We start from the raw sequence: 25780 nt of genomic DNA on the forward strand, positions 1-25780 counted from the left end.
GAGGTGGCTGTCAATCGTACTACTCACGCCAAAATTCAGTCCTCTTGCTTATCTGGTGGACGTGTACATGGGCGCGATCTCTATTGCCGCACGCCCTTTCGTGCAGACGGGTGAAAGAAAATCATGCTTTAGGTCGGCTTGCAGCCATGCAACAAATTGGAAACTCTCCAAAGGAGGGAGGAGTTTTTCGCTAATTCCTGCTCGCAGGTTACTACCATGCAGTACGCCCTCCGTGAGAATTAGGTCACCTAGGAAGATCCGCCAGTGCAGGTAGTGGTCGCATCCGGCTTCGGGAAGGAAGATCACCTCTGCCTCGATGATATTAATCGGTCCTTGCGTCGACCTAAGCGTAACGTCAAAGTATCGTGATGGGCTAATTTCTTGCTGCGAAATGTCAGCCTCAACTGTCGTTCCCCGTTCGGTGTGCGTTAGCTTCAGGTCTGGATGGGTTGACTTCTCGACGGTCAGGTACAGTCGCTCCTGCGATGGCCGCCCGTCTCGCACAGCAACGACATAGACTAGGGCGGCAATGGCTAGCACTACCAGCGAGACTCCGGCAACCAACCGCCTCCTAGTGAGCCTTTGCATCAAGGCCATTCTCTTTAGTCTGAAATTCCCAAGCGCACCTGGCTCCGACTTGTCAACGACTTCCTCTGAAATGGCTGGGCGATTCAACGGCTGCCGAGGAATGTCCGGCTCTTCAGAAACAACCTCCGGCGTGCCCCTATCCCCGTCGACGAACTCGGAATCTTGGCTGTCAACCTTCTCCGTCGGCGGCAGTTGCACTGCTGGAGCAATGTCCATCATGCTCTCAATGAGTTCCGGTTGTACGGTTATCCACGCAAAAACCTTGTAAGCCGGAGGAATCGACTTGTCGATGTGCTCTCTTGCATTCCGGGGGCTGGATATTCCTCCACGGCCACTGCCTCGACTCGTAATCTTGCGCCCTGCGCGCGCTTGCCTGACCTCGGTCTCGCCATAACGTCCTTTGGCTGGCTTTGGGTCTTCCGGATAGCGCTCATCCCGGATCCCAGCAAATTCCCCGAACACATCTACATAATCGAACCCGCCACGCTCTGGAGCCGGATTTTCCCTACGGTAGGCGACCAAAGCGTGTAGCACGCGAGAAAGGGCGTCAGTCGGCGGCACTTGCCAGCGGTCAGCCAGGTGGGCAGTCAGATCGAGCAAGGCCACGCATTCTAGAAGCTGGGACTGGCTAATCCCGCGTCGGGCAATTTTTTCCAGCTCAATCTTAGCCTGCAGCTCATCCTTGCGAGGGATAACGTCCGCCACAATTACCCTTTCGAGCCTTGCGATCTTGACAGATTGGTTAACCTATATTTAAATACTGCGGGGCTAGGTTACTTCCACTTTGGAGACCTGGCATGGCTGATTCTATCATTAACGCTAGCGGCCTCGAAGTTGTGTGGCCAAAGATCTCTCCGGTTGCAGACCTTGCTATGAGAGAGTTCCTTGTGTCAGCAGAGTTCGAAGAAGCCTTCTGGGGTGGCCCGTACGCGCCGGAAGGCTATTTGGAGTCGTACTTCTATAATTGGCTCTGCGACACCCACCCTGAAAGCAGCTGCTTCGAGCTTACGAATGGAAACTTCCACACCTTTCTTGAGGTGACGCAAGGCGTAATCCACATCCTCCTGCAGGATCCGACGTTCCTCAACTGCGGGCCTGAGTACGTGGATTTGGGGATCGGACCTAAAGGTCCAATCTCGGGCAGTTCTCCGGGAAAGCCCCGGAGGATCCTGGGGATATTCGATCCCAATCTCGACCGCCCGCACTGTTTTGATGAGCGAGTGTACGAGGCATGCAAGTTCAGATGGCTCCAGCATCAAACACTTGCTCAAACTCCCTGATTCCGCCGCCTGGCCCCAAGTGTGCCCGCCCAATTCGCGAATGCGGAGAGGGCGGGCTTTTCCTTTGCCGTCCACAGCGACATCCCGACTGCATCCTCACGCCATCCGCCCAGCGCAGACAGCAACAGGATGCAGCGAGGATGCAATTGGGATGCTACGCACCCGTGACTCGGATGCAGGCCGCTCGCTACTTTCTCTTCAGCGCCCGAGCGCGCAGGCCGAAGCGCCAAGCAAAAGGAACACGAGTTCCCCTTGGCCCGAGTAAGAAAGAGGTCTACATGTCCAACCACATCCGCCGAGACGTGTCCTCGGCTGTTGCCAGGCGGCGTACGTCGTCGGCTACGACACGGGCAGTCGGTAGGGCTGTCGAGCAGGTTGAGGGTAACGCGGTTGTGCACGCCGCAGAGATTGGGGCCGGGGCCTACGTGGCCCACGTCGGTATGCGGTACGCCGAGTCCTTGACGCAGCAGGAGTTGCAGGCGGCCGAGATGTACCCGGAGCGGGCGTACAGGTTCAAGGCCATCGCGGATTCGTTCACGGCCCTAGTCGTCAACGAGCTGCAGGAGATGAGCTACGAATGAGGAACGTGCTGGAGTTCCTTGCGGTGATCGTCGCCGTCGCTGGGCTGGTCGGGTTGGGCGCGCTGCTGTACTGGGCTTTGGACGACGAGCCGACCGATCGGGAGCGGGCGCTTGAGCGTCAGATCGAGACGCTCAAGCGCGCGAACCGGATGGGTGCGGCGTACTTCGACGCCCAGGCGCAGATGCGCGAGGAGATGACCCGGGCCGCCAGCGCACGGAGAGGGCCGGTAGGCCGCGCGTCTGTCGGCCGGGCCAGCGTTCCGCACCATGGCGTTATCGACGGCGACTGGCGTTGAGTCGGGAGCCGGGCGGCACCTGGCGGTCGAAGGTACTCGGGTCGGTGTTCATTCTGCTGGGCACGGCCCTGGCGGCGCGGGTGGTCTGGGAACTGCTTCGCCCGCTCGTCGGGTTTTTGGTAGTCATTCTCGTCCTGTCGCTCATTTACTGGCTGGCGTTTTCGCGGCGACGGTAGGCGGCAGGCAAAGCGACCTGGTTCAGCAGGTTCGCAGTTAGAAATCTCGTTCAAAGAAGGGAGTCACAGTGCCTCCATGCCCAGACAGGGTCGGAAGGAAATCATCGGCAAGCGTGAGGATATTGCGCGGCGGCTGCGGGAGGAAGAGCTTCACGAACTGAAGCGCGAGTTGCGGCGGGAGTGGCGCAAGAAGCGCCGTAAGCCGCAACAGGAGAAGTAGGTAGGTGACGGCCGTGTCCAAGCCACCGGGCCCGCGTGGCCCCGGCTTGGATGCAGCCGTCATCCCGCTACAAATGTTGGCACCGCTCTTGTGGTCGGAGGGTGCCGGTCGGTGATGCGGAAATTACTTAACTCTATTGACCAAATCTAGTCATTCCCTCATAAGTGAGGGCGGGCGGGAACTGGGCTGCCGGGCAGTATCGGGTCAATCGGACGACATGATGACTGCCCCGCAGCAAGTGAGCCGGAGTAACCGGTCATTGGACATTTAAGCAAACTTGGGCTGCGCGAATCAATGCGTAGGTCTTGTTCGAGATGCCCACATGGCCGTTGCTACTTCGGTCCGCCTCCTAATTCGGAAGGAGGACGAGAAGTGAGTCAGATCAACAACAAGCCGGTCGCGGTGACCGGCTACGAGGAGAGGAGACGCCCGGAGATCAGGAAGCTTGCGCGGGCCTGTATCGAGCTGGCGCGGTTGCGCCTTGCCAAGCAGTCGCCGGGCGAGAAGCACGGCAAGCCGGAGTCCAGCACGGAGGGTGCAGCATGAGTCGCCTGAGCTGGTACTCGTTGAGCTTGCCGCGTGGCATGGAGATGGCCGACGTGACGGCAGTGCTGCGCCCGCTGGCCGCCCGGCCGCGCTTCGGCGTCACCGGTGCGGTGCCCTTGGCGGTACTCGAAGTCTGGAGCATCGGCGGCCAGGTGTCGTGGCGCCTGGGACTGGACTTCCGGGTTGCGCGCAGCCTGTCGCAACAGATGGCCGCGCACCTGCCCCGGCTGGGCATACAGCAGGAACAAGAGGTCGAACACCCGGAGCTATCCACAGCCGCCGAGGTACGGATGTACGGCTTGGCAATGCCGCTGCGACTGGAGACTGCCGGGGCGGTGGCCTCGGGGCTACTTGCCGTTCTTGGCGGGCTGGCCACGTCGGAGACAGCGGTCGTGCAGTGGGTTGTCGGGCCCTGCCGCACCCGGCCGTGCCCGCCAGCCCGGCTCGATGTCGGTGAAGTCCTTGGACTGCACGCGCCCCACACGCCGGATGCCACCGCACTCGGGCTGTGGCGAGACAAGGTTACGGAACCCCTGTTCGGGTGTCGGGGCAGAATCGCGGCGGATAGTCCGACGCCGACCCGGGCGGCGGCCATCGTGCGGAGCTTGGTCGATGCGCTTGCCTTGGCCGACACCGCACACGCCGGACTCCGCAGGGGCCGGATCAGCGCCCGATGCGCCCGCCGGGTCGGTGCCGCTGGCCGTGCACCGCTGACCTGGAGCTGCCTTCTCTCGGCTGCCGAGCTGGCGGCCGTGATCGGCTGGCCACTTAAGGAGACGCCGGGCGAGAATCTGCCGCTGGTCGGCGGTCACATCAACGAGGCCCCGCACAAACTTCTCGTTGACGAGGACGAGGAAGTAGGCGGCGGCGGCCGGATTCTCGGAGAGAGCCTGCACGCCGCCCAACGCGGTCAGCTGGTGGCCATGCCGGTTGGCTCTGCCCTGCACCACGTCCAGGTCGTGGGCCCGACCGGATCGGGTAAGTCGACTCTGCTGGCCTCGATGATCCTGGCCGACATCGCAGCGGGCCGCTCGACGCTGGTAGTCGAGCCACGCGGCGATCTGATCAACGACGTGCTTGCGCGAATACCGAAAGACCGGCGCGACCGGGTAGTGGTGATTGACCCAGCCAGCGGCGGCCATGGCCGTGCCGTCGGCGTCAACGTCCTGACTGGCAAACGAGAAGACGCCGAGCGCCGTGCCGACGAAGTGGTACACCTGCTGGCCGAGCTGCACGGCGGCAATCTTGGCCCACGCAGTACGGATGTGCTGCTGCACGCGCTCATCACGGCCGCGCGGCTGCCGGACGGCACCTTGTGCGACGTGCCTGCCCTGCTGGCTAATGTAGCGTTCCGCCGCCAGGCGCTCGCCAAGGTCGGTGATCCGCTGGTGCTGTCACCGTGGTGGGCAGGCTTCGACGCCTTGTCCGAGCCGGAGCGCGGCCGGTACGTCGCCCCGCTCATGAACAAGCTGCGCCCGATCCTCAGCCGGTCGCATCTGCGGCGGATGCTCGGCCAGCCCGCGCCGAAGTTCGGCATGGACGAGCTGTTCACCACGCCCGGCACGGTCGTGCTGGTGAATCTCAATCGCGGACTGCTCGGCACACCGGCCGCAAACATGCTCGGCGCACTGGTGCTCAGCCAGGCATGGGCCGCCATCCAGCGGCGGGCCGCACTACCGCCAGAGAAGCGGCAGGCCGCCTCGATCGTCGTCGACGAGTTCCAGGATTTCCTGCGCCTTCCGGGCGGGGTTGACTTCGGAGACGCCCTGGCTCAATCCCGAGGCCTCGGGGTGGCCTGGACACTTGCCCACCAACACCTTGACCAGCTCAGTTCCGCCCAGCAAGCCGGAGTGCTAGCCAATGCTCGCTCCCGGATCGTGTTCCGTCCCTCGCCCGGCGACGCCAAGCCGCTCGCGGCGGCCCTCGGCGGCGGCGTCACCGCCGACGACTTGCTCAGCCTGCGGGCCTACCAGGCGTGCGTCCAGTTGCACTTTGACGGGCAGCCGACTCGGCCCTTCTCGATCCGCACCCGGCCGTTGCCGCCCTGGACCGGCGACCCAGCCAAGCTTCGCCAGGCCAGCGCCGAGCGCTACGGCGTGGACGGCGGAGAACTCGATAACGCCCTGATCCAGCGGTGGCAAAGCAACCCGGCCACGACCGACGCCCCGGTCGGCTTCAAACGGAGGGAGGCCCCGTGAGCCCGCACATCGATTCCCCTACCCCTGCCGGTCGCCCTGCCTGCCGCGTCGAGCCGGTCATGCCGCTGACATGCGCAAACGGCGTTGCCGCGCCAACGACTGTCGAGCCGATACCGGCTCGACCCCGGAGCCCACGAGCCCACCTGCTCAGGAAGCGGCTCAGCGACCGCGACCTGGCCGTACTGCAATCGCTGGCCATGCTGCGCCTACTGAGGGGTGATCAGGTACAGCGGCTCCACGTCGCGGAAGGATCGGCTGAGACAAGAGCGAGACGGGCACGGGCCCTGCTGCAACGCCTGGCCGAACTCAAACTGGTCGTGCGGCTCGCCCGTAGGGTCGGCGGCGTACGTGCGGGCAGCGCCGGTTACGTCTACGGACTGAGCGGTCACGGCCAGGCGGTGCTTGCCGTTGACGGGCCCACGGGCGGACGCCGCCGGCGGGTGTGGGAAACCAGCCCCAGCTTCATGGGGCATGTCCTCGACGGCAGCGAGGTGTACATCCGCCTGGTCGAAGCGGAACGCACCGGCAAGCTGGAGATTCTTAACTTCCAGGCCGAACCCGCAGCCTGGCGGCATTTCCCCGGCCCTGGTGGACCGACAGCCACCCTGAAGCCCGATGGCTTCGTGCGCCTCGGCATCGGTGACGTCGAGTCCAGCGCCTTCCTGGAGGTCGACCGCGGCACCGAAAGCGTGCCGACACTCGTGCGCAAGTGCCGCACCTACGCCGCCTACTGGCAAAGCGGTATCGAGCAAGCCGCGCACGCGGTGTTCCCTCGGGTGCTGTGGCTGGCCAGTGGCGCACGCAGCGCGGAGCGCATCACCAGGGCACTCACCCAGCTACCCGCTGACACCCAGCACCTGTTCCACACGTCGTTCCTGGAAGACGTCGTGACAGTGCTGACCGCTACGGCCCTGGGAGGCCGCAGTGCATGAGCGGGCCACAACAGGCCCGGCTTCCCCTGGGGCAGATCGTCATCGGGGACGCGCGCCAGCGGCTGGCCGAACTGCCGGATGCGAGTATCGACACCTGCATCACCAGCCCGCCCTACTGGAACCTGCGCGACTACGGCCACCACGGGCAACTCGGCCTTGAGCCGGACGTCAACGGCTGGGTACGCAACCTGGTCAGCGTCTGCCGCCTGGTCGCCCGGGTTCTCAAGCCCAGCGGATCACTCTGGCTGAACGTCGCAGACTCGTACTCGATCCACCACCGCCAGGGCGCACCCAAGAAGAGTCTGCTGCTCGGCCCGCAGCGCCTCGCCCTGGCCCTGCTCGATGACGGCTGGCTCATCCGGAACCAAGTCGTGTGGGCCAAGACCAACCCGATGCCGTCCAGTGTGGGCGACCGGCTGAGCTGCACCTACGAGGTGATGTTCCTGCTGGTGCGCTCACCGCGCTACTACTTTGACCTTGACGCGATCCGCCAGCCGCTCATCACCAAGGCGAAGAAGCGCCCGAACGCGGCGGCCTACCGCTACCTGCCGGACGACGCGATTCCGCCGGACATCGGGTTCAACGACGACCAGGGCCTCAACCGGCTCAAGGCCGAAGGCCGCGCCGGGCACCCACTTGGCAAGAATCCCGGAGATGTCTTCGCCCTACCCACCGCTGGCTACCGGGGCGCGCACTTCGCCACCTTCCCGCTGGCGCTTGTCGAACGGCCGCTGCTGGCCACCTGCCCCGAAAGGGTCTGCGCGGCCTGCGGCACGCCGTGGGCGCGGCAGCCCGTCGACCGCCAGCAACCGACACCAACGCTCGGCGCACTCTGGGCAGGCTGCCAGTGCAACGCCAGAACCCAACCGGGCGTGGCGCTCGACCCGTTCTTGGGATCCGGCACCGTCGCCATGGCAGCCGAGAAGCACGGCCGCCACTGGATCGGCATCGAGCTGAACTCGACGTACGCGACGCTGGCGCGTGACCGGCTCGCCGCGTGGCGGAAGCGGCAGGGCCGATGAACCCGCACCTCCCGGCACTCCCCGGTGCCGTGCGGCTGCTGTCGCCACCTGCACCACAGCAGATGGCCAGCCGCACCAACACCGAGGAGGGAGTTCCCAACATGGAACCCGGAAACGGCAAGACCGGCGTCAAGACGCTCGGCCTGAAGCTGCCAGACAAACTGCACGCCCAGTTCGCCCTGGTGGCACAGCTCGACGGACTGAACCTGACCGACGCCATGCGGCGGGCGGTGGAGCTGTACGTCGAGCACAAGCAGGCACAGCCGGACTTCGCCGCGCGAGCCGCTGCCGTGCTTGAAGAAATCGAGCGGGAGGCAGCCGCCCGACGCGGCGCGATCCAGGCGCTGTTCGGGAACACCGGCACGTCGCCAGCCGAGGCGAAGACTACAAGCAAGCGGCGGAGCGGCGAGGCTCCCGCGCAGGCATGAGGACGTTGCCGTGAGAAGGGGTGGAGGGTATTCGCGCTACGCGCCAAGCCCTCCACCCCGCTTATCCACAACAAAGCTGCAAAAACTACAGCTCGCGATATGAAATCGGCCTGAGAAAATAGAAGGGAACATGAATGAAGAATCAAGATCACAAAGAATTGCATCGGAATCGGCGAGAACGTATCCTGCCTGGCCCCAGGACGCGCGGGGGCGCGATGGAATGACGGATCGGGAGGAAGACATGCCTGCCGAATTGCCGGTGTACACGGACGAAGATCAGGGGACAGATCAAGATCGGGATGGAAGGGCGGCAGGGACTGTCGAGCGTTCAGCGCGACGTTCCCTGAACCAGACCGACCGCAAGGCGCTCATCAGCCGCCTAAACGACGGCAGCAGTTCGGTAAGCGAGATGGTCGGCAACCTGCGCGGCAGCCGTAGCAGTCCCAAGCCGCAGACTGCGGGAAACATCCCGCGCATCGCGATCTACCTGCGAGTGAGTACCGAAGAACAAGCCAAGATGGGCGGCGAAGCCGAAGGCTACTCGATTCCGTACCAGCGGGAAGCCTGTCTGGGCAAGGTGCGGGCGCTTGGCGGGATTTTGGTTGAGGAATACGTGGACGCTGGCGAGAGTGCGAAGTCGGCGCATCGGCCGCAGCTACAGAAGATGCTGCGCGAGTTGAAAGCCAAGCGCGTTGACTTCGTGATCGTCCACAAAATCGACAGGCTGGCCCGCAACCGAGCCGATGATGTCGAGATCAACGCCGCCATAGCCCGCGCCGGAGCCAAGCTGATCTCTGTGGCTGAGCCGGTGGACGAGACGCCTGCAGGCAAGCTGCTCTACAACATGATGGCCGACGTTGCTCAGTATCACTCCGACAACTTGGCGGCCGAAGTGCTCAAGGGCATGGACACCAAGGCACAGCGTGGCGGCACGCCATATCGCGCACCGCTGGGTTACCTGAACCGCAAGGAGTTCATCCGGAACGCCCGGCACAGCTACGTAGTGACGGACGAGGAGCGTGCGCCACTGATCCGCTGGGCGTTCGAGCAGTATGCCCTTGGCGACTGGGCAATCCGGCAACTGGTGGATGCTCTCAACGCCCAGGGGCTACAGACACGGACAACCCGCAAGCTGGCGGCCAAGCCGCTGACGATCTCGGGGGTGCACCACATGCTGCGCAACCCGTACTACATGGGCGTGGTGCCCTACCGGGGTGTGTATCACGAGGGCAAGCATGAGCCGCTGGTCAGTCCGAAGCTGTGGTTGCGGGTCCAAGACGTACTGACCGCACACCACCTGGCCGGAGAGAAAGAACGGAAGCATCCGCACTACCTGAAGGGCTCAATCTTCTGCGGTGAGTGCGGTGCCCGCCTGATCTACAGCCGCAACCGGGGCAACGGCGGCGAGTACGAGTACTTCACCTGCCTTTCCCGGCGCACGGGCCGACGGCCCTGCACGCGCAAGCCGATGCGGCTGGAGCGGATTGAGGATGGCATCGCAGAGTTCTACGGCACGTTCCGGCTGTCGGCCGAGCGAGCTGAGCTTATCCGCGATGGCGTACTGGACGAACTGGCCGCCAGCCGTGAGGAAGCCGACCGCAGCAGTCAGCGAGCCAAGCTGCGGATCGCTCGCCTCAGCGACGAACGGCAGAAGCTGCTTACCGCGCACTACGCCGGAGCGGTGCCGTTGGACATGCTCAAGAGCGAGATGGACCGGCTGACCGCCGAGATGACTGATGCTGAAGCACAAGCGGCTGCGGCTACCCGTGAAGTTGCTGACGTGGAAGGCACGCTGACGGCGGCGCTTGAGATCGCAGAGGGGTGCGAGCGGGAGTATCTGGTTGCCATACCCAGGCTGCGCAGGCTGATCAACCAGGGGTTGTTCAAGGCGCTGTACATAGGAGAGGACTGCTCGGTGGAGCGGTTCGAGATGACAGAACCCTTCGCCACGCTGTTGGACCGTGACCTGCTCGAAGATCTGGCGACGGAACAGGCCAACCGCAAGCAGGCGATTCTTGGCGTGGCCGAGCAAGCGGAGCGTGGGCACCAAAAAGCCGAGGACCGCTGTCGGCCCTCGGCTGTGATGGCAAGGAGTTTCACCTGTCTACCCAAAACGGACAAGCCGGACGGCGGGGCCGTCCGGCTTGGTTTGCACAAGATCTATCTGGTGCGCCCGGCAGGATTCGAACCTGCGGCCTTGGGATTAGAAGTCCCCTGCTCTATCCGCTGAGCTACGGGCGCAACGCGCTGTCGCGCGAGAAGGGTACCGCCGCCCTGGCCCCGCGCGACGGAACGGGTGGCCGGGTCAGCATCGCAGGCGCCGTCGGCGCCGGGCATCCGGATTCCCGTGCCGGTCGGCGAGACTCAGGCGTCCGCACGGGCGCCGGCCTCCGTTGCCGTCGCAGGTTGCTCCGTCGGCGGTCGCCGGGGCTGCGGCGGGGCCGGGTGGGTGGTCGTCGGTCCGGCACCGAGGAACGCCTCGGCCCACCGGCCGACCTCGGCGAAGACCTTCTCGCGTACGGCGGGGCCGGAGAGCGTCAGGTCGTGCATGCCGCCGTCGAAGCGGGCGACGGTGACGTGCCGGCCGAGGCGTGGCGCCCAGCGGACCATGTGCTCCACGTCGAGGACGGCGTCGGCGAGGCTCGCCGCGTCCTGCCACTTCGTGCCCCGAAACGATCGGGTGGAGCAGGCGAGCAGCACCGGTACCGGGATGCGCAGCCCGGCGCGCAGCCGCCGCTGACCGGTGCGGACGGCGTCCAGCCAGCCGGCCCGGACGGGGAAGCCGGCCAGCGGCTTCCAGGCCAGGTCGTACGTCCACTCGCCGCGATGGTCGGCGTGGATGCTCTCGCCGTACACCGTGCCGAGCCCGAACGGGAGGATGCGGTGCGGCGCCCTGCGGCCCAGGCGTGCGGCGGCGGCCGCGAGGGGTCGACGCACGAACCAGGGGGCGTTGAGGTCGAAGAAGGGGCTGTTGAGGAAGAGGCCGTCGACCAGGCCGGCGTCGCGGCGGGCGTGCGCCCAGAGCGAGACGATCAGACCGCCGGTCGAGTGGCCCATGGCCAGCAGGGTGTCGTGCCCGTCCTCGGTGCGGACGATCCGCGCGGCGGAGTCCAGCTCCGGGAAGTAGTCATCGAGGCCCCGGCAGAAGTTGGCGGTCTGGTGCGGTAGCAGACTGCGGCCGTACTTGCGCAGGTCGAGCGCGTAGAAGTCCCAGCCCCGGGCGGCGAAAAAGTCGGCCACGTGGGTCTGGAAGAAGTAGTCGACGAAGCCGTGCACGTAGAGTACGGCGCGCCCGGTGGGGCGCTCGGCCCGGCGGCGGACCAGGGTGGCCACCACCGGGCCCTCGTCGTCGCGGCCCAGGTCGATGGTGCGCCGTTCGTACGGCGGGCCAAGCAGGTCGGGTTCCACCTCGTCGACGGTACGCCGGCAAGCTACCGGGCGGTAGCCCTGCCCGCCCCACCCGCACCCGGCGGGCGGGGCGGCCCGATGTCAGTCGCCCTCGGCCTCGCGGCCGGTCGGCTCGTGCCGTTCAGCGCCACGATCGGCCGCCGGCCGGGCGATCCCCGGCCGGCGCGCGCGATCACCTCTCGTCGGTCGTCTTCCCCGCGCCGGCCAGTTCGTCGGCCGGCTTACCGTCCGGCGTGGCCTGGCCGGGCGGGGCGGTGACCCGCAGGTGCTTGTTGTTGCGCGGCTCCTGCCGGGTCTTCGCGTCGTTGAGCTTGCGGCGCAGGTCGTCGCGGGCGTCGTGGAGCGCGGCGCGCAGATCCTCCTCGGTCGAGGTGGTGACGATCTTCTGGCGGCCGGCGATCCAGCACTCCAGCGTGATCCGTTGGCCTCTGGCCTCCCGGTTCTTCACCGACACCTCGAGTTCGGTGGCGTCGGCGTGGAAGGTGGCCAGGCGGGCGTCGAGCGTGGCGAACTGCGTGACGATCCAGTCCCGGTCGGCCTGCGAGAAACCGGCGCCGAGCCGGAGGCACTTCGCCACGGTGGCCGGGCCCGTCGCCGCGGTGGTGGCCGGGTCCGCGCTCATCGCCGCACCTGGCCCGGGACGCGGCTGGAACGGGTGGTGGTCATCTTCATGATCGCTGACCTTTCGTTCGACGTCGTGTTCACAGGTGCGGTTGCAGAGATCCCTACCCCGGTCGGCTCCGTCCGGAACGTGACAATTCCGCTACCTCTTGATCATCGCGGTCCGGCCGGTCGGCGGGTCAGGGCCGACCGGCCTACCACACCGGGACCTTGATCAGGCGTTCGTCCACAGGCGGCCCGGTCATCCACAGGTACCGCCTGCGGGACTGCCCGACGAGGTTCCGAACGGCAGGCTCGGGGGCGAGTCGACTCGCGAAGACAGGACCCGATCCCCGCAGGAGGGGCGATGTTCGATACCTACATGACGATTGTCGGGAACGTGCTGACCGCGCCGGAGTGGCGCCGCACGACGCAGAGCAACACGCTGGTGGCCAACTTCAAGGTCGCCTCGACCGCCCGGCGCCTCGACCGCGACAGCGGGCGCTGGGTCGACGGCAACAGCCTGCGCGTACGGGTCAACTGCTGGCGGAAGCTCGCCGAGGGGGTGGCCGCCTCGGTGATGGTCGGCGACCCCGTGGTGGTTTGCGGCCGGCTCTACACCCGCGACTGGACCGACGACGCCGGCAACCATCGCACGCTGTACGAGTTGGAGGCGGTCGTGGTCGGCCACGACCTGTCCCGAGGGCGGGGGCGCTTCCTGCGTAACCGGCCCAGCCTGGCCACCAGCGCGGTCTCCGACCCCGAGGCCGAGAGCCGGGTGCACGGTGAGCCGACCGAGCCGGTTCCGGACGGGCAGGCGCCCGCCCTACCCGACCACCGCCCGGTCGACGACGACTTCGAGTTGCCCGACTTCGCCCTGCCACGAGCCGGATTGTCCGGCGGCTACGGCCAGGAGCCGACCGGCGACATCGATCCGACCGGCGACATCGATCCGCCCGACGCCATCGGCGACGAGGACCCGCTGTCGCCCGACCCGTTCGACGACGTCACCGACGCCGAGGAGACAACCTCCGGCGAGCTGACCCCGGTGTCCAGCCGGGGCACCGGGTCCGAGGCGGGGTCGCCGGGGCGTCCGGAGGAATCGGGGGCGGACGACGCGACGACCGGGCGTGGCCGGCGGGGGCGCGGGCGGCTGCCACAGCCGGCCTGACGCCGAGCCTCGGTGGCTCCGGTGGCTCCGGTGGCGTCGGCGGCTCGGTGACCTTGCCGGCCCTGCCGGCCTTGCCGAACTCGCCACCGGGCCGGCCGGGAGTCCGTGCCGGGTGGTCCGACCGAGCCTCATGATCGTCTGCGGGTGGGTGACCGGATGCCGTCTGTCCGTCACTCATCCGCAGCCGATCGACCCCGGCCGGGTGGCTGAGGTCGGCGGGCCGGCCAGCTGCCGGGCTCGGCTAGGCTGGCCGCCCGGGGGTGGTGCGGGTGCGACACGCGGCAGCGGTGGCGAACGCGACGGGACTCGTCGCGGGTTATGCGTTGGACGCACTGCTCGGCGACCCGCGTCGCGGTCACCCGGTCGCCGGGTTCGGCCGGGCCGCCGCCGCTCTGGAACGGCGCGTCTACCGACCCGACCGGCTGGCCGGTGGCGTCTACACAGCGCTCTGCGTAGGGGTGCCGGTGCTGGTGGGGGCCGCCGCCACGGTCGGCACCCGGCACCGGCCGGTGGCCCGCGCGACGCTGGTCGCCGCCGCCACGTGGGCCGTGCTGGGCGGGCGCAGCCTGCGCCACGAGGCGAAGACGATGGGTCGGGCGCTGCGCGGCGGTGACCTGCCGGCCGCCCGGCAGCGGCTCGGGCACCTCTGCGGGCGGGATCCGTCCGCGCTCGACGAGCCCGAACTGGCCCGAGCCACGGTCGAGTCGGTGGCGGAGAACACCTCCGACGCCGTGGTCGCCCCGCTGGTCTGGGGCGCGGTCGCCGGGCTGCCCGGCCTGCTCGGCTACCGCGCGGCGAACACCCTCGACGCGATGGTCGGCCACCACAACGCCCGCTACGCCCGCTTCGGCACGCCGGCCGCCCGCCTGGACGACCTGCTCAACCTGGCGCCCGCGCGGCTGACCGGCCTGCTGACCGTCGCGCTGGCGTCGGCCGGGAAGGGCGACCGGGAACGGGCCTGGCGAATCTGGCGGCGGGACCGCGACGACCACCCGAGCCCCAACGCCGGGCAGTGCGAGGCGGCGATGGCCGGGGCGCTCGGCGTACGGCTGGGTGGGCGCAACATGTACTTCGGCCGTACGGAGGTGCGTCCGTTCCTCGGCGACGGTCCACGTCCCGAGGGGCGGCACCTCGCGCGGGCCGCCCGGATCTCCCGCGCGGTCGGGCTGGCCGCGCTCGGGCTCGCGGCGGCGTACCCGCTGACCGCCGGCCGGCTGCTCGGCGCCACCGCCCGGCGGGCCCGGCTGGCCGCCCGGCGGCCAGCCGCGCGGGCAACGGCGCCACGCAGCGGCGGCCCAGTATCACGCAATGGCAAGTCGGCTCCACGCAGCGGCGAGCCGGCGCTGCGGAGCCGGCGGTGACGGGTGGACTGCTGGTCGCCGGGACCACCTCGGATGCGGGCAAGAGCGTGCTCACCGCCGGCATCTGCCGGTGGCTGTACCGCCAGGGCGTGAAGGTGGCGCCCTTCAAGGCGCAGAACATGTCGAACAACTCCGCGGTGGTGCTCGGAGCGGACGGTCGGGGCGGCGAGATCGGCCGGGCGCAGGCGATGCAGGCCGCGGCCTGCGGGATCGCCCCGGACCTGAGGTTCAACCCGGTGCTGCTCAAGCCGGGCAGCGACCTGGCCAGCCAGGTGGTGCTGCTCGGCCAGGCCGTCGACACGATCACCGCCGGCACCTTTCGCGCGTTGCGTCCCCGGCTGGCCGAGACCGCGTACGCGGCGCTGGCGGAGTTGCGGTCGGCGTACGACGTGGTGATCTGTGAGGGTGCCGGCAGCCCCGCGGAGATCAACCTGCGCGACGGCGACTACGTGAACATGGGCCTGGCCCGGCATGCCCGGCTGCCGACCATCGTGGTCGGTGACATCGACCGGGGCGGCGTGTTCGCCGCCATGTTCGGCACCCTCGCCCTGCTCGAACCCGCCGACCAGGCCCTGATCGCCGGCTTCGTGGTCAACAAGTTCCGGGGCGACCTCGGCCTGCTCGCGCCGGGGCTGGAGATGCTGCGTCACCTCACCGGCCGCCCGACGTACGGGGTGCTGCCCTGGGCGCTGGACCTCTGGCTCGACGCGGAGGACTCGCTCGCCTACGGCCGGGTGCTCGGCCGCCCGGCCGCCCCGCACGGCACCGAGTGGCTCGACGTGGCGGTGCTGCGGCTGCCCCGGATCAGCAACGCCACCGACGTCGAGGCGCTGGCGACCGAGCCCGGAGTGCGCGTGCGGCTGACCGTCGAGCCGGCGGAACTCGCCGCCGCCGACCTCGTCGTGCTGCCCGGCTCCAAGTCGACCGTGGCCGACCTGGCCTGGCTGCGCGAGACCGGCCTCGCCGACGCGGTCACCGCGCACGCGGCGGCGGGCCGTCCGGTGCTGGGCATCTGCGGCGGCTACCAGATGCTGGCCCGCGCCATCCACGACCCGGTGGAGAGCCGCCGGGGTAGCGTCCCCGGCCTCGGCCTGCTCCCCGTCGAGGTCACCTTCGATCCACACAAGACGGTCCGGCCGGCGGTGGGCACCGCCGAGGGTCACCTCCCGGTCCATGGCTACGAGATCCACCACGGGTACGTCTCGGCGGCCGACCCGGAACTGACCCCGCTGCTGCGCGACGCCGACGGCGCCGGGGAGGGCGCGCTGCACGGTGTCGTGCACGGCACCCACTGGCACGGCACGTTCGAGTCCGACGGGTTCCGGCGGTGGTTCCTGACCCGGGTGGCCCGCCTCGCCGGGCGTACCGGCTTCCGGGTCGCGCCGGACACCTCCTTCGCCGCCGCCCGGGAGCGCGGCCTCGACCTGCTCGGCGATCTGGTCGAGGAACACCTGGACACGGCGGCGCTGTGGCGGCTCATCGAGAGCGGCCCACCCGCCGACCTGCCGTTCGTCCCACCCGGCGCCCCGCGACGTTGAGGTCGCGCCGTCGCGGTCGACGAGCGGTGGTCAGTGCCGTCATCTCGGGTCAGTGCCGGATGTCGGCGGGCTGGTCGGAGAAGGGCAGCCCCGCCGAGCGCCACGCCTCCACCCCGCCGATCATGTCGGTCGCCCGGTGCAGGCCGAGGGCGCGCAGGCTGGCCGCGGCCAGGCTGGAGCTGTAGCCCTGGCGGCACACCACGACGATGTCGAGGTCGTACCCGGTGGCCTCGGGGATGCGCCAGTCGCTGGCCGGGTCGAGCCGCCATTCCAGCACGGTCCGGTCGATCACGATGACGCCGGGCAGGTCGCCCTGCTCCCGCCGCTGAGCGTCGGTACGGGTGTCGACCACGAGCGCACCACGGGTGGCGGCCTGCACCGTCTCCTGCGGGGTCAGCCGGGTCATGCCCGCACGGGCCTGTTCCAGCAACGCCTCGACGCCGGGACTCATCACGGAATGGGACACGGCACGAGCATGCCGCCTGCCTCCCCGGCGCACGGCCGGAAGCGGCCTGGGACAACCCGATCGGTAACGTCGGTGCCCGTGGTGGCGGTCTTCGAGGCGTACGCGGAACTGGCCCGGCGGGTGCTGGCCGGGCCGGCCCGGCTGGGGCGTACCCGGTTGGTGGCCGTCGACGGGCCCAGCGGCGCGGGCAAGACCGCCTTCGCCGCGCGCCTGGCCGACGCCGTCGCTACCGCGACGCAGGACGCCGTCGCCACCGCGACGCACGACGCCGTCGCCACTGGGACGCACGACGCCATCGCCGGCGGGCCGGTGGTGGTGCACACCGACGATCTGCTCGACGGGTGGGACGACCAGCTCACCTTCTGGAACCGGCTGGAGGAGGGGGTGCTGGCCCCGATGCGGGCCGGACAGGCCGGCACCTACCGCCGCTACAGCTGGGCACGTCGGCGTTTCCTGCCCACGCCGGTGCCGGTGTCGGTCGCGTCGGTGCTGATCGTGGAGGGGGTGAGCGCGGCGCGGGCCGCCGCCGCCGCGGAGCTGACCCTGTCGGTCTTCGTCACCGCCCCGCAGCCGGTGCGGCTGACCCGGGCGGTGGTGCGCGACGGCCCGTCGATCCTGCCGGAGTTGCGGCGCTGGCACGATACCGAGCGAGCCCACTTCGCCGCCGACGATACCGAGGCCCGGGCCGATCTCGTCGTCGACGGCGCGCCGACGTTGCCGTACGACGTCGACCGCTACTACCTGCGGGCCCTGCGCCGTCAGGGGCAGCGGCGGGCGGGCGATGCCGGCTACGCGGCCCGGTAAGGCGGGCATACGATGCCGGTCATGACCACACCGATCATGACCGAGTCCGACCTACGGGAGGCTGTCGCGCGGGAACTGCCCGGCGTCCGGGCCGACCTGGAACGTCTCGTCCGCATTCCCGGCATCGCCTTCGAGGGATTCGACCACGCGCACGTGGCGCGTTCCGCCGAGGCGGTGGCCGAGTTGCTGCGCGGCTGCGGCCTCGACGTCGAGGTGGTGCGCGCCGGTGGTCAGCCGGCGGTGATCGGCCGGCGGGCGGCACCGCCCGGTGCCCCGACCGTCATGCTCTACGCGCACCACGACGTGCAGCCGGTCGGCGACCGGGCGCTGTGGGAGTCCGACCCGTTCGAGCCGGTCGAGCGGGACGGCCGGCTCTACGGGCGGGGCGCCGCCGACGACAAGGCCGGCATCATGGCGCACGTCGCGGCGCTGCGTGCCTTCGGCGACCAGCTCCCGGTCGGCGTGGTCGTGTTCGTCGAGGGCGAGGAGGAGTACGGCTCGGACTCCCTCGAGCAGCTGCTCGCCGAGCACCGGGACAAGCTCGCCTCCGACGTCATCGTGATCGCCGACTCCGCCAACTGGGACATCGGCGTGCCGGCGCTGACCACGTCGCTGCGCGGCATCGTCAACTGCTTCGTCGAGGTACGCACGCTGGAGCACGCCGTGCACAGCGGGGTGTTCGGCGGCGCGGTGCCGGACGCGCTCACCGCTCTGGTCCGGCTGCTCGCCACGCTGCACGACGACGCGGGGGACGTGGCGGTCGACGGGCTGGTCAGCCGGGAGGAGGCCCGCGTCGACTATCCCGAGGACCGGTTCCGCGTCGAGGTCGGGCTGGCCGAGGGCGTGCGGCTGTTCGGCACCGGCCGGATCACCGACCGGTTGTGGACCAAGCCGGCGCTCGCCGTGCTCGGGATCGACGCCCCGGCCACCGGGGAGGCACCGAACGCCCTGGTCCCGGCGGCCAAGGCCAAGCTGAGCGTACGACTGGCGCCGGGCGACGAGCCGAAGCGGGCGTACGCGGCGCTCCGCGACCACCTGCAGCGGTACGCGCCGTGGGGCGCCCGGGTGGAGGTCACCTTCGAACACGACGGCGCGCCGTGCGTCATCGACGCCAGCGGCCCGATGTTCGACGCGGCCCGCTCGGCGTTCCGTACCGCCTGGGACGGCACCGACGCGGTGGAGATCGGGATCGGCGGGTCCATCCCGTTCATCGCCACCTTCCAGGAGATGTTCCCGCGGGCGGCGATCCTGGTGACCGGAGTGGAGGACCCGCAGGCCCGGGCGCACGGGCCGAACGAGAGCCTGCACCTGGGCGAGTTCGCCCGCGTTTGCCTGGCCGAGGCGTTGTTGCTGGCCAACGTGGCCGAGGTGCGGCACGCGGCGAACCCGTAACCTCCCGCCGATGGTGGCCGTTTCCGGTGTGTCGGGCGTCGGGCTGTTGTAGCCTCTCGAACATGCGTACGAACGAGGTTCTGGCCCGCCTGGAGGCCGCCGTCATCGCTCTGGGGGACGTCGACGTCTCCGCGTGGCCCGAGGACACGCTCAAGGAACAGCTCGGCGAGCTGTCCGCCGCCCTGGTGGCACTGGACGCGTCGCTGTCCCGGATCGCCGACGGGGTCCGCGCCCGTGGGCTGCGGATCGAGGAACCGGTCCCGGCCTGACGCCGCGAGCGGGCTACGCGCGCAGGTGGCGTGCGCTGTCGGGGGCGGCTGGCAGGATGAGGTCGTGCGGTTCCTGGACCTGGCTGCCACCTCCGCGGCCGTCGGTGCCATCAGCGGCCGGCGGGCCAAGGTGGAGTTGCTCGCCGACGCCCTACGGCGGCTCGACCCGACCGAGGTCGCGGCGGGCTCCGGCTGGCTCGCCGGTGAGCTGCGCCAGCGGCAGACCGGCGTCGGCTGGGCCGGCCTGCGGGAGCTTCCGCCGCCGGCCGCCGAGCCGACCCTGACCGTGGCGGCGGTCGATGCCGCCATCGACGAGATCGCGGCGGTGGGCGGGCCGGGCTCGCAGGCCCGCCGCCGCGCGCTGGTGCGGGCGCTCTACGCCGCCGCGACCGCCGATGAGCAGCGCCTGTTGACCGGGCTGTTCCTCGGCGAGCTGCGTCACGGCGCGCAGGCAGGTCTGCTCGCCGACGCGATCGCCCGGGCCGCCGGGGTGCCGGTCGCCGCGGTGCGCCGGGCGCTGCTGCTCGCCGGCGACCTGCGGGCGGTGGCGGTGGCCGCGCTCGGTGGCGGGGCCCCGGCGCTGGCCGGGTTCGGGCTGCGGGTCGGGCGGCCCCTCGCACCGATGCTGGCCCAGAGCGCGTCGTCGGTCGACGAGGCGCTCGCCGCCACGGGCACGCCCGCCGTGGTCGACGTCAAGCTCGACGGCATCCGCATCCAGGTGCACCGCAGCGGTGCCGACATCGCCGTCTTCTCCCGCAGCCTCGACGAGATCACCAGCCGGGTTCCCGAGGTGGTGGCCGCCGTGCGCGCACTGCCCGCGCGGGAGCTCGTCCTCGACGGCGAGGCGATCGGGCTGGATGCCACCGGCCGGCCGTTGCCGTTCCAGCAGACGTCGAGTGCCGCCGCCCGCCGGGCCGGTGCCGCCTCGGGGGCGCCGGTCGCCCCGGCGGTGCGGGCCGCCGCCGAGCGGGCCGGCGAGACCGTGCTCACGCCGTACTTCTTCGATCTGCTGCACCTCGACGGGGTGGATCTGATCGACCTGCCCGGCCGCGAGCGGTGGGCGGCGCTGCGCGGCACGGCCGACGCGTCGCTGCTGGTGGGCCGGATGGAGGTGGACGGCCCGGAACGGGCCGGCGAGGCGTTCGCCGCCGCGCTGGCCGCCGGGCAGGAGGGCGTGGTGGTCAAGGCGCCCGATGCGCCCTACGACGCCGGCCGGCGCGGCGCGGCCTGGGTCAAGGTGAAGCCCCGGCACACCCTCGACCTGGTCGTGCTCGCCGTGGAGTGGGGCAGCGGCCGGCGTACCGGTTGGCTGTCGAACCTGCACCTCGGGGCGCGCGACCCGGACACGGGCGGGTTCGTGATGCTCGGCAAGACCTTCAAGGGGCTCACCGACGAGCTGCTGCGCTGGCAGACCGAGCGCTTCCTCGACCTTGCCGTGGAGCGTGGGGACTGGGTCGTCCGGGTCCGGCCCGAGCAGGTGGTGGAGATCGCCTTCGACGGCGTGCAGACCAGCACACGCTATCCCGGCGGCGTAGCCCTGCGATTCGCCCGCGTGCTCCGCTACCGCGACGACAAGACCGCCGCCGAGGCCGACACCATCACCGCCGTACGCGCCCTCCAGCTCCCACCCCACCAGAGCCCGGGTTGATCATGAGGTTAGCGGGGGTTTGGTGATCGAAACGCCCGCTAACCTCATGATCAACGCGACTCTTGGGGGGAGGGGGAGGGGTCGGCGGCGAGGTCGCGGGGGAGGGGGTCGGGGGTGCCGGACGACTGGCGGGCCTCGCGGCGGGCGATCCAGCCGTAGCCGACCAGGGTCATTGCCGCGAAGATCCACCACTGCACGACGTAGCCGAGGTTCTGCCAGTTGTTGGCGTGACCCACCGGCACCGCCTTGAACACCGGATCGGCGGCCGGGGTCTGCTCGTCGAGCAGCACGTACGCGCCGTGAATCGGGTACGGCAGCTCCCCGGCGAGCTGGGGCACGGAGACCCGGCGGCTCTCCAGCCGGCCGTCGCGCCTGGCCACCCGGGCGTTGCCGCTCTCGCTCGCGTGCACCCGACCCTCGACGGTCACCTCGCCCGCGGGCGAGGGCGGCACCTGCGGCTGCGCCATCGCCCCGCCCGGTGCCGGCGGGATCCAACCCCGGTTCACCAGGACGGCCGTGCCGTCGGCCAGCACCAGCGGGGTGACCACCTCGAAACCGACCCTGCTCTCGACCGTACGGCCCCGGACCAGCACGATGTTGTCGGTGTCGTACCGGCCGGTGACGGTGACCCGGGTGAAGGTCCGCTCCTGCGCCGGTGGCGGGCCGGCCGTGCCGGGGCCGCCGGTCGGGGCGGGGAGCGTGTCACGCAGCGGCACCGCGGCCATCCGCAGCCCGGCGTCGATCCGCTCGTTGACCGCGGTCCGACCGTGGTAGCGGTCCAGTTGCCAGTTGCCGAGCAGCACCATCACCGTGGCGGCGACCAGAGCCAACGCGAGAAGGCCCAGCCAGCGTGGCGTCAGCAGGAACCGGTACACGCCACGAGGCTACCCCTACGGCCACCCCGGGCCGCGCCGGACCGTCCACCAGGCCGGCCCGCCCGTCCACCATGCCGTCGCCGGGCGCCCGGCCGGAGGATGCCGGAGAAGGGGCCGGGGATTGCGGAGAGTGTCCGTTTCGGGGCGGTCCGCGTAGGCGCGCCGCGCGGGAGTGGACGCGGGGGGCGGGCGGCACGTACCGGCCGCCGGCTTCGGCTATCGTCACGCGGGCGGAGCGCGCCGACGGTCGGCACGCCGACCGCTCGCGAGGAGTCGATGATGACCGTCGTGCCGCGTCTGGTGCTCAGTGCTCCCTCCTCCGGGCACGGCAAGAACGCGTTGGCGATCGGTCTGCTCGCCGCGCTCGCCGACCGGGGTCTCGGGGTTGCCGGATTCAAGATCGGGCCGGACCAGGTGGACGCGGCGTACCTCGGCCTCGCCGCCGGCCGGCCCGGACGCACCCTGGACCCGCGGCTGGTGGGCACCGAGCGGCTCGCCCCGCTGCTGCTGCACGGCGCGGCCGGCACGGAACTCGCGGTCGTGCAGGGCAGCATGGGCCTCTACGACAGCCTCACCGGCCGCAGCGAGACCGAGTCGACCGCCGCCATCGCCACCGCGCTGCGCAGCCCGGTCGTGCTGGTGGTCGACGTCGCCGCGATGGGTCAGTCGGTGGCCGCCCTCGTGCACGGCTTCCGGGCGTACGACGAACAGCTCTGGATCGGTGGGGTGATCCTCAACCGGGTCGCCTCCGCCCGGCACGAGGCGCTGCTGCGCGAGGCGCTGGACGACATCGGCATACCGGTCTATGGCGCGCTGCGCCGCCAGGACCTGCCCTCGGTGCTGCCGTCCCGCCGGCACGGTGTGGTGCCGGTGCTCGACGGCGCCGGCGAGGCCGCCCGGGCGGTTCGCCGGCTGGGCGAAGCGGTGACCGCGACCGTGGACCTGGAGCGGCTGCTGGGGCTGGCCCGCTCCGCTCCGGAGCTGGGGGTCCAGCCGTGGTCGCCGGTGGTCACCGACGACGGCGCCCCCGCCGGCGCGGCGCGTCCGATCGTCGCGGTGGCCGGTGGGCCGGGTGGCACCTTCAGCCACGCCGAGACGGTGGAACTGCTGCGGGCCGCCGGGGCGGAGGTGGTGACGCTGGACCCGCTCGCCGACGAGGTGCTGCCGGTCGGCACCCGGGCGTTGGTCGTGGGCGGGGCACTGCCCGAGTCGTACGCGGAACAGCTCTCCGCCAACCGGCGGCTTTGCATCGCGGTCGCCGAACTGGCCCGGACCGGTAGGCCGGTGGTCGCGGAGGGCGCCGGCCTGCTCTGGCTGGCCCGGGAACTCGACGGGCTGCCGATGTGCGGCGTGATCGACGCGATCGGCAGCCTCCGGGACGGGTTGGTGGTCGGCTACCGGGAGGCGACGGCGCAGAGCGACAGCGTGGTCGCCGCCCGGGGCGAGGTGGTGACCGGGCACAAGGAGCACCGCGCGGTACTCAACCCCCGGGGCGGGCAGCGGCCGGCGTGGAGCTGGCCGGGTGGGGCGCCGGAGGGGTTCATCTGGCGCGGCGTGCACGCCTCCCAACTCGTTCCGCACTGGGCCGCGTACCCGAGAATCGCGACGCGGCTGGTGGCCGCCGCTTCGGCCGAGCCGGCCACGGTCCCGGCCGGGCCCGGCGGCGGTGCCCCGGCCGGGCCGGCGGGTGTCGATCCGGCCGGCCCGGCCGGTGTCGCGGCGTCCGGGCCGGCCGGTGGGCCGTCGGCCTGATCGTCAACCGACTATCCGATCCGACGGCGGGACGAAGTCCCGGACGGGTTTGCCCTTCAGCGCGTCGCGCAGCGTGTTCGACACCGCCGCGATGGGGATCTCCGACTGGCCGTCACCGACCGCGTTGAAGGGGTTGTCAGGGTCGGAGATGAAGCTGGCCGCCGCCAACTCCGGGGTGTAGCCGACGAACCAGGCCGACCGGGTGCTGTCCGTGGTACCGGTCTTGCCGGCCACCGGCCGACCCACCGTGCCGCGCACGCTGTCCGCCGTCGACCAGCCGCCGCAGCCGCCCGTGGCCGGGGTGTCGCCGGTGGGGCACCGGGCGGCGTCGGTCGCGGCCCGGGCCGCGTCGGCGCTGACCACCTGGCGGCAGCGCGGCTTGGCGACCTCCCGCTCGATGCCACCGACCGTGGTGAAGGTGGCGGGAGTGCCGTCGCGGGTGTAGATGGCGTTCACCGGGATCGCCTCGCAGTAGCGCCCGTCGGCGGCGACCGCGGCGTAGGCGTTGGCCATCTCCAGTGGGGTGGCGTCGGAGACGCCGAGGGTGAACGCGCCCCACTTGTTCGCTCGCGACGGCGCGGCATGCTCCCGGTCCACGTCGGTACGCCAGCGCAGCCCCAGTTGCTCGGCCAGCCGGACCGCCCGTTCCGCGCCGACCTGCTCCTCCAACCACACGAAGTAGGTGTTCACCGACTTGCCGAAGCCGGACCACATGGTCTGCATGCCGCTCATCGCGCCGCTGGCGTTGGAAGGCTGCCAGCCGTCGTAGATCTCGGAGCGGTAGGTGTGCGGCGCGTTGAAGGTGGTGTTGAGTGTCAGGCCGGCGTCCAGCGCGGCCAGCATGGGGAACATCTTGAACGTCGAACCGGCCTGGTAGCCCGGCAGGTCGCCACCGCCCATCAGCGGGGCCACCGTGTTCGGGTAGTTGGCCTTCACCGTGGGCCCGGCCTCCGGGTTGGAGCTGAGCGGGTTCTCGTCCAGGTTGAGCGAGTAGGTGCGGTTCACCGCCATCGCCTTGACCCGCCCGGTGCCCGGCTCGGAGACCACGATGCCGTTGGCGAACGGGCTGCCGGTGTTGCCCTTGGTGCCGACGTTCTCCTCCGCCACTGCCTGGATCTTCGGATCCATGCTGAGCACGATCCGGTAACCGCCCCGGCGCAGCTTGTCCATCCGCTGCAACCGGTTCTCGCCGAACGCCGGCTGGGCGCTCCACCAGTTCTTCAGGTAGTCGCAGAGGAAGCCCCAGCTGTTCCACTCCTCGGGCACCGAGGCACAGTCGTTGGGCGGGTAGGTCAGGCGCAACCGGATCGGCTCGCCCTTTGCCGCCTCGGCCGAGTCGGGCGACAGGTAGCCGAGCTGCGCCATCCGGTCCAGCACGTAGTTGCGTCGGGCGGTGGCGTCCTTCTGGTCGGAGCTGGCCGGGTCGTACTGGGAGGGGGACTTCACCAGACCGGCGAGGGTGGCCGCCTCGACGGCGGTGAGGTCCTTCGGGGTCTTGGAGAAGAAGATCTCGCTGGCGGCGTAGATGCCGTACGCCCGGTGCCCGAAGTACGCCGAGTTGAGGTAGCGCTCCATCACCTCCTCCTTGCTCAGCTCCTTCTCCAGGTCGACCGCCATGCGCATCTCCTTGACCTTGCGCATCGGCGTCTGCGCGGTGGCGTCCTGCACCTCCCTCGGCGTGGTGGCGCTGTCCCGCAGCGCCATCCGGACGTACTGCATGGTCAGCGTGGAGGCGCCCTGGGAGACGCCGCTGGAGCGGGCGTTGGCCACGAAGGCGCGGGCGACGCCCTTCGGGTCGACGCCGTGGTGCTGGTAGAAGCGGTTGTCCTCGGCGGCCACGATGGCCTGCTGCATGTTCGGCGAGATGTCGGACAGCTTGGTGTACTGCCGGTACTCCTCGTAGAACATGGTCAGCACGGTCTTGCCGTCGGGCGCGTACAGGTAGGAGGTTTCGGCGGGCAGGGCGGTGGCCAGCAGGCGGGTCTTGCTCTCCACGGCGTGCGCGGTGGCCTTGGCGCCGAGGCCGGTCAGCGCGACGGCGGGGTACGCGGCGGCGGCGACGACGATGCCGGCGATCAGGCCGGCACGGAGGAGAGGAACGAGACGACCAGCGGCAGCAAGGGGTCGGTTACTCACACCGCTAAGTTATGACATTTCCGATTCATCCATGAGAAATACTCATGAAGTGATGAGTGGTGATGCGGCCCACCCCATGGGCTCCTGTCCCCG

The 25780-nt window shown here is 69.9% G+C and carries 25 protein-coding genes, 1 tRNA gene and 1 pseudogene; 18 read left to right on the top strand and 9 right to left on the bottom strand.

Translation table 11 applies throughout. The features are described from left to right. Positions 1–48: 48 nt before the first annotated feature. Positions 49–1293, bottom strand: coding sequence for a hypothetical protein (locus tag O7615_RS19225; RefSeq protein WP_278179108.1), 1245 nt, complete (start codon positions 1291–1293; stop codon positions 49–51). Positions 1294–1385: 92 nt separating this feature from the next. Between O7615_RS19225 and O7615_RS19230 the strand changes: the two genes are divergently transcribed. The 10 genes from O7615_RS19230 to O7615_RS19275 all read left to right on the top strand — a co-directional run bounded on the left by O7615_RS19230 (position 1386) and on the right by O7615_RS19275 (position 8267). Next, positions 1386–1868, top strand: a complete 483-nt coding sequence (locus O7615_RS19230) for a hypothetical protein (protein ID WP_278179109.1) — start codon at positions 1386–1388, stop codon at positions 1866–1868. A gap of 278 nt (positions 1869–2146) precedes the next feature. Further along, positions 2147–2449 carry a hypothetical protein gene (locus O7615_RS19235; protein ID WP_278179110.1) on the top strand — a complete coding sequence of 101 codons (303 nt, stop codon included), beginning with the start codon at positions 2147–2149 and terminating at the stop codon, positions 2447–2449. Continuing rightward, complete coding sequence (locus O7615_RS19240; RefSeq protein WP_278179111.1) at positions 2446–2745, top strand: hypothetical protein; 300 nt, start codon at positions 2446–2448, stop codon at positions 2743–2745. The genes O7615_RS19235 and O7615_RS19240 overlap by 4 nt, the downstream gene beginning before the upstream one ends. Positions 2746–2789: 44 nt before the next feature. Next, positions 2790–2921, top strand: coding sequence for a hypothetical protein (locus tag O7615_RS19245; protein ID WP_278179112.1), 132 nt, complete (start codon positions 2790–2792; stop codon positions 2919–2921). Positions 2922–2997: 76 nt separating this feature from the next. Then, positions 2998–3141 (top strand): hypothetical protein, encoded by a 144-nt coding sequence (locus O7615_RS19250; protein WP_278179113.1) that lies wholly within the window; start codon positions 2998–3000, stop codon positions 3139–3141. A 372-nt stretch (positions 3142–3513) separates the two neighbouring features. After that, entirely contained in the window at positions 3514–3687 is a 174-nt protein-coding gene (locus tag O7615_RS19255; protein ID WP_278179114.1) for a hypothetical protein, read from the top strand. Continuing rightward, positions 3684–5885, top strand: coding sequence for a hypothetical protein (locus O7615_RS19260; RefSeq protein WP_278179115.1), 2202 nt, complete (start codon positions 3684–3686; stop codon positions 5883–5885). Before O7615_RS19255 ends, O7615_RS19260 begins: the two co-directional genes overlap by 4 nt. Further along, positions 5882–6817: a replication-relaxation family protein gene (locus O7615_RS19265; protein ID WP_278179116.1), complete on the top strand. Its 936-nt coding sequence runs from the start codon at positions 5882–5884 to the stop codon at positions 6815–6817. The genes O7615_RS19260 and O7615_RS19265 overlap by 4 nt, the downstream gene beginning before the upstream one ends. Continuing rightward, complete coding sequence (locus tag O7615_RS19270) at positions 6814–7839, top strand: site-specific DNA-methyltransferase (RefSeq protein ID WP_278179117.1); 1026 nt, start codon at positions 6814–6816, stop codon at positions 7837–7839. Before O7615_RS19265 ends, O7615_RS19270 begins: the two co-directional genes overlap by 4 nt. Positions 7840–7940: 101 nt before the next feature. Next, entirely contained in the window at positions 7941–8267 is a 327-nt protein-coding gene (locus tag O7615_RS19275) for a hypothetical protein (protein ID WP_278179118.1), read from the top strand. 655 nt (positions 8268–8922) lie between these two features. Here the strand turns inward: O7615_RS19275 and O7615_RS19280 are convergent. From O7615_RS19280 to O7615_RS19300, 5 genes are all read right to left on the bottom strand, one after another. Continuing rightward, entirely contained in the window at positions 8923–9261 is a 339-nt protein-coding gene (locus O7615_RS19280) for a hypothetical protein (RefSeq protein ID WP_278179119.1), read from the bottom strand. A 348-nt stretch (positions 9262–9609) separates the two neighbouring features. Further along, positions 9610–10299 carry a hypothetical protein gene (locus O7615_RS19285; RefSeq protein ID WP_278179120.1) on the bottom strand — a complete coding sequence of 230 codons (690 nt, stop codon included), beginning with the start codon at positions 10297–10299 and terminating at the stop codon, positions 9610–9612. Between the two features lie 133 nt (positions 10300–10432). After that, positions 10433–10508: transfer RNA gene (locus tag O7615_RS19290), tRNA-Arg, on the bottom strand. A 123-nt stretch (positions 10509–10631) separates the two neighbouring features. Beyond that, positions 10632–11675 (bottom strand): alpha/beta hydrolase, encoded by a 1044-nt coding sequence (locus tag O7615_RS19295; RefSeq protein WP_278179121.1) that lies wholly within the window; start codon positions 11673–11675, stop codon positions 10632–10634. A 172-nt stretch (positions 11676–11847) separates the two neighbouring features. Next, complete coding sequence (locus tag O7615_RS19300) at positions 11848–12297, bottom strand: HPF/RaiA family ribosome-associated protein (protein WP_278179122.1); 450 nt, start codon at positions 12295–12297, stop codon at positions 11848–11850. Between the two features lie 345 nt (positions 12298–12642). Here O7615_RS19300 and O7615_RS19305 point away from each other — a divergent pair, with 345 nt between their 5' ends. From O7615_RS19305 to O7615_RS19315, 3 genes and pseudogenes are all read left to right on the top strand, one after another. Further along, positions 12643–13446, top strand: coding sequence for a single-stranded DNA-binding protein (locus tag O7615_RS19305; protein ID WP_278179123.1), 804 nt, complete (start codon positions 12643–12645; stop codon positions 13444–13446). Positions 13447–13715: 269 nt separating this feature from the next. After that, positions 13716–14687, top strand: a pseudogene (locus tag O7615_RS19310) (cobalamin biosynthesis protein); the annotation flags it as partial. A gap of 116 nt (positions 14688–14803) precedes the next feature. Further along, positions 14804–16345: a cobyric acid synthase gene (locus tag O7615_RS19315; protein ID WP_278179124.1), complete on the top strand. Its 1542-nt coding sequence runs from the start codon at positions 14804–14806 to the stop codon at positions 16343–16345. Between the two features lie 49 nt (positions 16346–16394). Here O7615_RS19315 and O7615_RS19320 read toward each other — a convergent pair whose 3' ends face one another. Next, on the bottom strand, positions 16395–16796 hold the full coding sequence (locus O7615_RS19320) for a rhodanese-like domain-containing protein (protein ID WP_278182146.1): 402 nt from the start codon (positions 16794–16796) through the stop codon (positions 16395–16397). Between O7615_RS19320 and O7615_RS19325 the strand changes: the two genes are divergently transcribed. The 4 genes from O7615_RS19325 (at position 16731) to O7615_RS19340 (ending at position 20924) form a co-directional block, all read left to right on the top strand. Then, on the top strand, positions 16731–17615 hold the full coding sequence (locus O7615_RS19325; protein ID WP_347405128.1) for a hypothetical protein: 885 nt from the start codon (positions 16731–16733) through the stop codon (positions 17613–17615). The genes O7615_RS19320 and O7615_RS19325 overlap by 66 nt on opposite strands. Before the next feature lie 36 nt (positions 17616–17651). After that, positions 17652–19007: a dipeptidase gene (locus O7615_RS19330; protein WP_278182147.1), complete on the top strand. Its 1356-nt coding sequence runs from the start codon at positions 17652–17654 to the stop codon at positions 19005–19007. A 62-nt stretch (positions 19008–19069) separates the two neighbouring features. Then, positions 19070–19276 carry a hypothetical protein gene (locus O7615_RS19335; RefSeq protein ID WP_093410448.1) on the top strand — a complete coding sequence of 69 codons (207 nt, stop codon included), beginning with the start codon at positions 19070–19072 and terminating at the stop codon, positions 19274–19276. Between the two features lie 64 nt (positions 19277–19340). Then, a complete protein-coding gene (locus tag O7615_RS19340; protein WP_278179126.1) occupies positions 19341–20924 on the top strand; it encodes an ATP-dependent DNA ligase in 1584 nt (527 codons plus the stop codon). A gap of 50 nt (positions 20925–20974) precedes the next feature. Here O7615_RS19340 and O7615_RS19345 read toward each other — a convergent pair whose 3' ends face one another. Beyond that, positions 20975–21799, bottom strand: coding sequence for an SURF1 family protein (locus O7615_RS19345; protein ID WP_278179127.1), 825 nt, complete (start codon positions 21797–21799; stop codon positions 20975–20977). 279 nt (positions 21800–22078) lie between these two features. On the opposite strand from O7615_RS19345, the gene O7615_RS19350 reads away from it, so the two are divergent. Then, a complete protein-coding gene (locus O7615_RS19350; protein ID WP_278179128.1) occupies positions 22079–23551 on the top strand; it encodes a cobyrinate a,c-diamide synthase in 1473 nt (490 codons plus the stop codon). A 3-nt stretch (positions 23552–23554) separates the two neighbouring features. On the opposite strand, the gene O7615_RS19355 is transcribed toward O7615_RS19350, so the two are convergent. Beyond that, the gene (locus O7615_RS19355; protein ID WP_278179129.1) at positions 23555–25687 is read right to left on the bottom strand and encodes a transglycosylase domain-containing protein; all 2133 of its coding nucleotides are present in this window, start codon (positions 25685–25687) and stop codon (positions 23555–23557) included. Positions 25688–25780 lie beyond the last annotated feature (93 nt).

Source organism: Micromonospora sp. WMMD1082, from assembly GCF_029626175.1.
GTDB lineage: Bacteria > Actinomycetota > Actinomycetes > Mycobacteriales > Micromonosporaceae > Micromonospora.

Excerpts from the sequence above, each read along its gene's own strand:
- O7615_RS19305 (WP_278179123.1), top strand. The coding sequence starts at position 12,643 with ATGTTCGATACCTACATGACGATTGTCGGGAACGTGCTGACCGCGCCG.
- O7615_RS19260 (WP_278179115.1), top strand. The coding sequence starts at position 3,684 with ATGAGTCGCCTGAGCTGGTACTCGTTGAGCTTGCCGCGTGGCATGGAG.
- O7615_RS19235 (WP_278179110.1), top strand. The coding sequence starts at position 2,147 with ATGTCCAACCACATCCGCCGAGACGTGTCCTCGGCTGTTGCCAGGCGG.
- O7615_RS19250 (WP_278179113.1), top strand. The coding sequence starts at position 2,998 with ATGCCCAGACAGGGTCGGAAGGAAATCATCGGCAAGCGTGAGGATATT.
- O7615_RS19275 (WP_278179118.1), top strand. The coding sequence starts at position 7,941 with ATGGAACCCGGAAACGGCAAGACCGGCGTCAAGACGCTCGGCCTGAAG.
- O7615_RS19300 (WP_278179122.1), bottom strand. The coding sequence starts at position 12,297 with ATGAGCGCGGACCCGGCCACCACCGCGGCGACGGGCCCGGCCACCGTG.
- O7615_RS19240 (WP_278179111.1), top strand. The coding sequence starts at position 2,446 with ATGAGGAACGTGCTGGAGTTCCTTGCGGTGATCGTCGCCGTCGCTGGG.
- O7615_RS19230 (WP_278179109.1), top strand. The coding sequence starts at position 1,386 with ATGGCTGATTCTATCATTAACGCTAGCGGCCTCGAAGTTGTGTGGCCA.
- O7615_RS19335 (WP_093410448.1), top strand. The coding sequence starts at position 19,070 with ATGCGTACGAACGAGGTTCTGGCCCGCCTGGAGGCCGCCGTCATCGCT.
- O7615_RS19270 (WP_278179117.1), top strand. The coding sequence starts at position 6,814 with ATGAGCGGGCCACAACAGGCCCGGCTTCCCCTGGGGCAGATCGTCATC.
- O7615_RS19350 (WP_278179128.1), top strand. The coding sequence starts at position 22,079 with ATGACCGTCGTGCCGCGTCTGGTGCTCAGTGCTCCCTCCTCCGGGCAC.
- O7615_RS19330 (WP_278182147.1), top strand. The coding sequence starts at position 17,652 with ATGACCGAGTCCGACCTACGGGAGGCTGTCGCGCGGGAACTGCCCGGC.
- O7615_RS19320 (WP_278182146.1), bottom strand. The coding sequence starts at position 16,796 with ATGAGTCCCGGCGTCGAGGCGTTGCTGGAACAGGCCCGTGCGGGCATG.